General features: G+C 46.4%; 1 protein-coding gene. It reads left to right on the top strand.

What is annotated here, in order from left to right:
• Positions 1-11 precede the first annotated feature (11 nt).
• The coding region (locus VFDL14_RS15260) for an IS110 family transposase (RefSeq protein ID WP_032550400.1) at positions 12-1,142 on the top strand (1,131 nt) is incomplete at its 3' end.

The raw sequence follows: 1,142 nt of genomic DNA, 5'->3' as shown, positions 1-1,142 counted from the left end.
TGGAGGCTAGCATGAGTAAAGATAGCATAATTTTCATTGGCTTAGATACGCATAAGTCATTTATTCAAGTCGCTGTTTTACAAGAACATCGAGGGGCAAACCCACAACAGTTAGGCCGCATTAAATCCAATAAGTCCGCACTAATTAAATTGGCCAAACAACTGCAATCCAAGTATCCCAAAGCGACTCTGCACTTTGTCTATGAAGCGGGGCCATGTGGTTACTGGACTTATCGCTTGATTACGAGCCTTGGACACTGCTGCTATGTCGTCGCTCCATCGTTGATACCTAAGAAGCCTGGTGAGCGAGTTAAAACTGACAAGCGAGATGCAGTGAAGCTCGCGAAGTTGTTAAAAGCCGAAGAGCTTACACCCATCTATGTACCGGAAGCCGAGGATGAAGCCATTCGAGACCTCTCACGTGCCAGAGAAACGGCCATGAAAGATCTCAAAGACGCAAAGTTCCAACTCAAAGGCTTTCTTCTTCGCAATAATATCCAAGCTACGGTGAATGATAACTGGTCTAAAAAGCATCTACGGTGGCTGACCGACCTCATTCTTCCTCACCATAGTCAACAAATCGTCTTACAAGAGATGATCATCACAATCAATGAACGCATACAACGCCTTCAACGACTCGACAACGAACTGCTCCATCAGGTTAAAAACTGGCGATATTATCCTGTAGTGAAAGCCATACAAGCTATGCGTGGAGTGAGGTTACTCGTAGCTCTCGGCACAATAGCTGAACTGGGTGACCTACGACGGTTCGACCATCCAAGAAAGCTTATGGCTTACCTTGGACTTGTACCAACAGAAAACTCTAGTGGAGGTAAAACTCGCCGCGGCAGGCTGACAAAGTGTGGTAACAGTCGGGCTAGACGGTTGCTCGTTGAAGGCGCACATACCTATAAACACAAAGCGAACATCTCCGTAGAGCTTCAACTAAGGCAAGAAGGACTACCTAAAGAGATCGTCGATATTGCTTGGCAAGCCCAGCAAAGGTTATGTCGTCGTTACCAACGGCTACTGCAAAAAGGTAAACACCGAAATGTCGTTGTTGTCGCCATTGCAAGAGAGATGATCGCCTACATCTGGGCGATTGCTCGTGAAGTTGTCATCAGCGACGTAGATCCTAAAACA

Source organism: Vibrio fortis (assembly GCF_000695685.1).
GTDB lineage: Bacteria > Pseudomonadota > Gammaproteobacteria > Enterobacterales > Vibrionaceae > Vibrio > Vibrio fortis_A.
Note: the sequence above shows the minus strand (reverse complement) of the source record. Positions and strands in the feature narration are given on the sequence as shown.